Source organism: Moorena sp. SIO4E2 (assembly GCF_010671945.1).
In the GTDB taxonomy this organism is placed as follows: domain Bacteria; phylum Cyanobacteriota; class Cyanobacteriia; order Cyanobacteriales; family Coleofasciculaceae; genus Moorena; species Moorena producens.
Genome location: NZ_JAAHIE010000237.1, coordinates 4,665 through 10,777 on the forward strand (window position 1 = coordinate 4,665; position 6,113 = coordinate 10,777).

2 protein-coding genes are annotated in these 6,113 nt (G+C 46.9%); both read left to right on the forward strand.

Annotated features, from left to right (window positions below; all coding sequences use genetic code 11):
- Positions 1-4,973: non-ribosomal peptide synthetase (locus F6K37_RS21905; protein WP_287252124.1), on the forward strand; the 4,973-nt coding region annotated here is incomplete at its 5' end.
- Between the two features lie 7 nt (positions 4,974-4,980).
- Positions 4,981-6,113 (forward strand): condensation domain-containing protein (locus F6K37_RS21910; protein WP_287252126.1); only part of this gene is annotated, 1,133 nt, incomplete at its 3' end.

A 6,113-nucleotide genomic window follows, 5' to 3' on the forward strand; every position in this document is an offset into this window, starting at 1 on the left:
CAAAAACTCGCCCAGATTTGGATGTCCCTTGGGTTGCCCCTCGTAACGGCGTGGAAGAAAAATTAGTTTCCATTTGGTCTGAGATATTAGGGTTTGAGGAGATCGGGATCCATGACAACTTATTTGATTTAGGAGGACATTCTCTAATCGCCACCCAGATTATCACCCGAATCTGGGATATTTTCCAGGTGAAGTTACTGCTTCATAACCTTTTTGAAGCAACAACAATCGCTCAATTGAGCCAAATCATTCAACAAGCACAGACCTCACAAGAAGAGTCCCAACTGCTTGCGATTCAACCGATGGTAAGGGAAGGCAACTTGCCCGTCTCTTTTGCCCAAGAACGGGTTTACTTCATCGAACAATTAGCACCCAATCGAGCTTACCAATTTCAGTCTACCCTAAGATTTAAAGGCCAACTTGATGTGAGGGTTTTAGAAAAGACCCTCACGGAGATACTCAGACGCCATGAAATCTTCCGCACCACTCTGCCTGCTGTGGAGGGACGACCTTTTCAAGTGATTCACCCTGCTCCCTCCATCCAATTACCAGTCGTTGACCTGCAAGCAGTGCCAGAAAGCAATCAAGACTCAGAAATCCAAAGACATTTGGATGTCGAACTTCAAAAACCCTTCGACCTTACTCAACTGCCCCTCGTCCGGTGGACCTTCTTAAGGTTGAGTCCTCAAGACCATATTCTGCTTCACGTGGAACATCACATGGTTCATGATGGTTGGTCGTTTAATATCTTCCTTCGTGAATTGGTGGAACTATACAAAGCCTTCTCCACCGGTGATCTATCCCCCCTTCCCGAACCCACCCTCCAATTTGTGGACTTTGCTCACTGGCAGAGGGAGTGGGTCAAAGGAGAAGCCGCCCAACGACAACTGGCTTATTGGCAACAAACCCTATCAGGGAGTGCCCCCCTTCTGGAATTACCCTACGATCGACCCAGACCAGCAGAGCAGACTTATCAAGGAACGTCCATTAGAACTGAGTTACCTTTGCACCTGTGTCAAGACCTCAGACGTCTCGGTCGTCAAGAAGGTTCGACCTTATTTATGACCATGTTTGCAGCCTTCCTGACCCTATTGCACCGCTACACCGGAAGGGACGACCTCAACGTGGGTACGGCAGTGGCCAATCGACGCATCCCTGGCACGGAAGGGTTAATTGGCATGATTGTCAATAATTTGGTATTGCGCACTGATTTATCAGGAGACCCCAGTTTCAGAACGTTACTCCATCGGGTTCGTCAAGTGACCCTAGAAGGTTACGCTAATGAAGACCTGCCCTTCGACAAGGTGGTAGACGCTCTCAATCCAGTGCGAGATCTGAGTCATAATCCCTTATTCCAGGTCATGTTTAGCTTCCATGACTCTCCCTTATCAGACTTGAAACTGCCAGGGCTGGAGATGAGTTTGTATGAAGCACTAAGTAATCAGTCTGCCAAATTCGACCTTGATGTGGTGACGATTCCTAGGTCTGAACAACGAGTGGGACAAGGTTCCACAGCCGAGGGAGAAGAAGGAATTACCATGATCTGGGAATACAACAGCGACCTGTTTGATGGTACAACCATTGAACGGATGATGGGACATTACCAAATCTTGTTAGAAGGGATTGTGGCTAATCCGAGTCAGAAACTGTCTCAAGTGCCAATCTTGTCCCCAGACCAAGAACATCAGCTATTAGTGGACTGGAATCAAACCCAGGCTGACTATTCAATTAACGGATGTATTCACCACCTGTTTGAAGCTCAAGTCCAAAATAGCCCAGAAGCTGTTGCTGTCAGCTTTGCAGGGCAGCATTTAACCTATGGGGAATTAAATGCTAAAGCCAACCAACTGGCGCGACACCTGCAAACCTTGGGAGTTAAACCAGAAACTTTGGTGGGATTGTGTATCGATCGCTCCTTAGACTTAATTGTTGGATTGTTAGGCATTCTCAAAGCAGGGGCGGCTTATGTTCCCCTGGATCCAGCCTATCCATCAGAGCGCTTGAGTTATATGGTCAATGATGCACAGGTGTCAGTTTTAGTGACCAAAAAGCAGTGGTCAACCCTAAAATCAGAACATCCAATGGCAGTGGTTTGTCTTGATACTCAAGAGGATGTTATTAGCCAATACAGCACACAAAACCCAGAAAGTACAGTCACTCCAGAAGATTTAGCTTATGTGATGTATACCTCTGGCTCGACAGGACAACCTAAAGGGGTAATGATTGAACATCGATCGTTGGTGAATTTTACCAAAGCTGCGGTGATTACCTACAAAATCACCAAAAGCGATCGCATTCTCCAATTTGCATCAATTAGCTTCGACACCGCAGCCGAAGAAATTTATCCTTGTCTGACTCAGGGGGCAACCTTGATATTACGGACAGAAGAGATGATTCAATCCATCCCTGAGTTCGTGGATCAGTCCCAAAGATTACAGTTGACGGTGTGGAATTTTCCCACAGCCTACTGGCATTTACTATGTAGCGAACTAACCCAGGAGCGTCTGGTGTTGCCAGAATCATTACGGTTAGTCATTATCGGTGGAGAACGTGCCTTACCGGAAAAAGTCTCACTCTGGCTAGAGTTTGTTGGGGATTCTGTAACCCTTGTCAACAGTTATGGACCCACAGAAGGAACAGTGATCGCAACCGTTAGTCAGTTGGTCAACCAACCACAGCAAGGACAACCCATTGCCATTGGACGACCAATTCCCAATGCCAAGACTTACGTGCTGGATGAATCCTTGCAGCCCGTTCCTGTGGGTGTACCAGGAGAATTGCACATTGGCGGTGCAGGGGTGGCTAGAGGGTATCTCAATCGTCCAGACTTGACTCAAGAAAAATTCATTTCAGACCCTTTCAATCAAGACTCAAACAGTCGTCTGTATAAAACTGGGGATAAGGTGCGTTACCGAGCAGACGGAAACCTAGAGTTTCTGGGTCGCCTGGATAATCAAGTTAAAATTCGGGGCTTCCGAGTTGAATTGGGAGAAATTGAGGCGGTCCTCAACCAACACTCCCAAGTCTTTCAATCTGTGGTGGTTGCCCGGGAAGAAACCCCAGGGAATAAACGTTTGGTGGGTTATGTTGTCCCCCATGACAAGGGTCAGATTGAGATCAATGCAGTGACTCAGATGCTCAAAGAGACACTTCCCCCTTACATGGTTCCTTCTAGCCTGGTGATGTTAGATGCCTTGCCCCTAACCCCTAGTGGGAAAGTCAACCATCGGGCTTTACCAGTACCAGAACGCCTGAATTTGGAAACCCTGGGAGACCTTGAGGAACCTCTTACCTGGATTGAGGGGCACTTAAGGAAGATTTGGGCGGAAGTGTTGGGAATAGCACAAGTGGGGATTCACGATAACTTCTTTGAACTGGGGGGAGATTCCATCGTCAGTATCCAGATGATTGCCCGTGCTGCACGGTCAGGGTTACAGTTTACCCCTAAACAGTTATTCCAACATCAAACCATTGCTGAGTTAGCAGAAGTGGTGGGAACCACCCGTAAAGTTGAAGCTAATCAAGGGCTGGTCACAGGGATAGTGCCTTTGACGCCCATCCAACAGTGGTTTTTCCAAGAGAATTTGCCTGATCCCCATTACTTCAATCAGTCCATCCTCTTGCACGTCACTTTAGACCTCAAAGCTGAGGTTTTGGAAAAGGCTGTTGGTCATCTACTGGTCCATCATGACAGTTTGCGCTTACAGTTTGTCAAAGAAAAAGAACATTGGCAGCAAAGGAACACTAAACCCGATCAACCCACTCCCGTTGAGATTGTTGACTTATGTAAGTTAACAGCAGAAGAACAAGTCACAGCACTGAAGCACAAAGAAGCCGAACAACAAGCCAGTTTAGATCTGTCTTCTGGTTTACTCCTTGGGGTGACTTGGTTTCAATGTGGGCAAGACCACTCTGACTATTTGTTATTGGTGATTCATCACTTAGCTGTAGATGCGATTTCCTGGCGGATTTTACTGGAAGATCTCGGAACCCTTTACCAACAGATCGATCGGGGGGAAGAGATTCAATTACCCCTTAAGACCACTGCTTTTCAAGACTGGTCAAACCAATTGGTCGATTATGCAGCTTCCCAAGAACTGGCAACAGAACTCAGTTACTGGTTATCTCAGGGTCAGGTTAACCAGCCTGAATTACCTGTGGATTATCCGGGTGACCCAGCAGAGCAAGAGAATAAAGCGATCGCATCCACCGCTAAGGTGTCCATTGCTTTGGCTGAGGAACTAACCCGCACCCTGTTACAGGATGTGCCATCGGTCTATAACACCCGCATTAATGATGTGCTACTGACTGCTTTGGTGCAGAGTTTCGGTGGATGGACAGGGCAGCCTTCCCTCCTAATTGACCTTGAAGGACACGGACGGGAAGACTTATTTGAGGATGTAGATTTATCTCGGACAGTGGGTTGGTTTACCACCCTGTTTCCGGTACAGTTAACTCTAGAATCTTTAGAAGATCCTGGAGAAGCTTTGAAATCCATTAAAGAGCAACTCCGTCGTATTCCAAAAGGAGGCATCGGTTATGGGGTGTTGCGATACCTGCATCAGGATTCGGACATAAAGCAACAATTAGCAGCCTTAAAGCCAGCCCCTGTCAGCTTTAATTACCTGGGTCAGCTGGAGAGAATGCTTTCTACCTCCACTGGGTTGGGCGTGATTAAAGAATTAAAATCTGAGCAGAGTCCCAGGAGCTACCGGAGTCATTTATTAGGGGTGAGTGGGTTTGTCAGTGAAGGGAAGCTAGAGATGACCTTTGCCTATAGCGATCGCATTCATAAAAAATCCACCATTGAAGGGTTAGCCCATGGCTTTATCCAAGCCTTGGAAACCCTGATTACACACTGTCAACGTCCCGATACTGGGGGCTATACGCCTTCGGACTTTTCAGCCAGTAATCTTAATCAAAAACAGCTTGACAAACTGATGTCCAGAATGAATAAGCGGAAGCGGAGGTAGTCTCATCATGGAGAACAAAAACATTGAAGAGATTTACGAACTGTCTTCCATGCAGCAGGGAATGCTCTTTCATACGGTGTATGAGCCGGAGTCGGAGGTGTATTTCGAGCAATTACTCTGCACAATCAAAGGAACATTGAAAGGTGCAGTGTTAGAACAAGCCTGGCAGCAAGTGGTGGCACGCCATCCTGTGTTAAGGAGTTCCTTTTATTGGGAAGAAGTGGATGACCCTTTACAAGTCGTACACAAACAGGTGGAACTCCCTTGGACATACCACCACTGGCAAGATTTGACAGCACAAGAGCAACAGTATCGTTTAGAAGGCTTATTAGACAGTGATCGTCGCCTTGGGTTTGATTTAGAACAAGCCCCCCTCATGCGGTTGAATTTGATCCAACTGGGTGATCAAACCTATCAATTGCTTTGGAGTCATCACCACATCCTCTTCGATGGCTGGTCGATGGCGATCGTTCTTCAAGAAGCCTTTGCCTTCTATGAAGCCACAATTAAAGGAGAAGCCTTACACCTAAAGTCTCCACGTCCCTACCGAGACTATATCAGTTGGTTAAAACAACAAGACCTAGAACAAGCCAAGACCTTTTGGCAGCAAAAACTCCAAGGATTTGAATCTCCCACAGTCATCAGGGTTAATCAAGGGAAACAACAAACCAAAGGCCACCAAGAACAACGCTTCTCTTTATCTCCAGAGAATACCAACCAACTACAATCCTTGGTTCGACAGCATCATTTAACCCTCAATACTGTGGTGCAAGGAGCCTGGGCAATTTTACTATCCCGTTATAGTGGAGAGTCCGATATTATCTTTGGTGCCACGGTTTCTGGTCGGTCCACAACTCTGCCGGGAGTGGAATCGATGGTGGGAGTGTTGATCAATACCTTGGCAACCAGGGTTAAGGTTGCCAGGGAAACTGAGCTGTTACCATGGCTCAAGGAATTACAAGCCCAACAAATTGAACAAGAGCAATATGCCTACTATCCCCTGGCTGAGATTCAAACCCTGAGCGATGTCCCCCAGGGAACGCCTTTATTTGAAAGCATTTTGGTGTTTGAAAACTACCCCATGAAAGAGTCCCAACAGAAAGGAAGTTTGGACGTTGGGGAGTTTCGGGGGTTTGGACA